Source organism: Pseudomonas sp. B414 (assembly GCF_055408445.1).
On sequence record NZ_JBUZTQ010000078.1, the window covers coordinates 1 to 1481 of the forward strand.

General features: G+C 54.5%; 2 protein-coding genes. Both read right to left on the reverse strand.

Annotated features, from left to right (window positions below; translation table 11 throughout):
- Nucleotides 1–38: 38 nt before the first annotated feature.
- On the reverse strand, nucleotides 39–839 hold the full coding sequence (locus ACZRMH_RS25745) for a replication initiation factor domain-containing protein (RefSeq protein WP_464015807.1): 801 nt from the start codon (nucleotides 837–839) through the stop codon (nucleotides 39–41).
- Nucleotides 836–1147, reverse strand: coding sequence for a hypothetical protein (locus tag ACZRMH_RS25750; RefSeq protein ID WP_464015808.1), 312 nt, complete (start codon nucleotides 1145–1147; stop codon nucleotides 836–838). The genes ACZRMH_RS25745 and ACZRMH_RS25750 overlap by 4 nt, the downstream gene beginning before the upstream one ends.
- Nucleotides 1148–1481: the final 334 nt, after the last annotated feature.

The following is a 1481-nucleotide window of genomic DNA, read 5'->3' on the forward strand; positions in this document are numbered from 1 at the left end:
GAGCCCAGCTAGGGGATATAACGCCAGAGACGAGCCATTCACCCAATAAGACCAGCAACAAAGAGGCCGAATGCCTCAACATCGCCACCCAATGACTCAAGCTTCCTACGCAGAACGTTGCCGTATTGCTTGGACATGAAGTCTAAAGCCCTCTCATCGTCTGACTTGACCCGAACTGAACCCGGCGCACAAGGCCGTAGGAGCTGCGTGGGACCGTTTAGAGCTTCCCAAATGCAGCGCGTCCACTTGGTAGCCAAAAACATCTGCTCAGGGCTTGCAGAGGCGTAGGCGGCCTTGGCGAGGTTATTCTGCGGCTTCAACTCAAGCTCTGCCCTAACCCAGTCAACTGATCCGCCCAGCTGTTTGCCCTTCTCGTACAGACGCTGCATAGCTGCTGACGACCTAGACCCGATGTAAAGCGTTCTGCCGTCCTGCTCGCGATGGAAATCACCAACATGGCGAACCTTGAGCCCAAATGCGTCAGCAGTGGTTATCGCAAGGCTTGAAAGTGAATCCCATGCACCGGGTTCATCGTAGTCAATTGCAACGTCAGCGCGGAGCAGGTTGTGGGCCGGGTAATGAGCCCGGACAACATCAGAAAAATCCGGTGCTGTATCGCCAGATGATGCAGCCCAAACATTACCGCCAACGCTTGAACCTCCGAATTGGATTCGTGCGAGAACGGTTGAACCACGGACGAAATTATAGGCGCGCTCATAACCGTTTTTTGGTGTGCTGGCCTGCACGTCAGAAAGGTCAAAAGATGACTCAAATCTGGCGATAACCTCGGACGGTTCGGCACTGATGCTAGCCGTGTACCAATCGAAGCGAGCGCTCATGCGGTGAAATCCTGCTTGGAGGCTCTAGAACGCTGGTTTTCGGGCTTTTTCGCCTGCTCGGCTGGTGGGGTGTCAGGAAAAGTGACCCCCGTATTACTATGCGGGGGTTGGCCCTCGTTCTGAATGCTCGAAAGGACCTCAAAAAGAGGCATGGCAGCAGACTCGGCGCGAACCATTGCAGAGCGCAAATCATCAACCAAACCTTCGCGTAAATCGCCCTGGAGAGAGGCAACCTTCTGGAGCGATTTCAACACCTGGACCTGAACAGGATTAACGACCAGGAGGAGATCCGAGACAATGGAACTCATCGAGCACCCCTGAAGGGCAGCAAGAGCGTGAAGCGTCTGATAGACAGAATCGTCAAGGGTGACAGTGATTCTAGGTTTTGAGGTAGCCATTAGAGATGCACCTTTTAATAAGTGATGCACCACTATAGCCCGGTAAGTGAGCGTTGGCTAGAACTGGCGCGCTCCGCTTGCCCGCTCCCCTGATATGCCTGGCACCCGCTTGCGCTACGCTAAGCGGGTGCCAGGCATATCAGGGGAGCCCAGCTAGGGGATATAACGCCAGAGACGAGCCATTCACCCAATAAGACCAGCAACAAAGAGGCCGAATGCCTCAACATCGCCACCCAATGACTCA

Coding starts and splice junctions, on each gene's coding strand:
- ACZRMH_RS25750 (WP_464015808.1), bottom strand. CDS start 1,147: ATGAGTTCCATTGTCTCGGATCTCCTCCTGGTCGTTAATCCTGTTCAG.
- ACZRMH_RS25745 (WP_464015807.1), bottom strand. CDS start 839: ATGAGCGCTCGCTTCGATTGGTACACGGCTAGCATCAGTGCCGAACCG.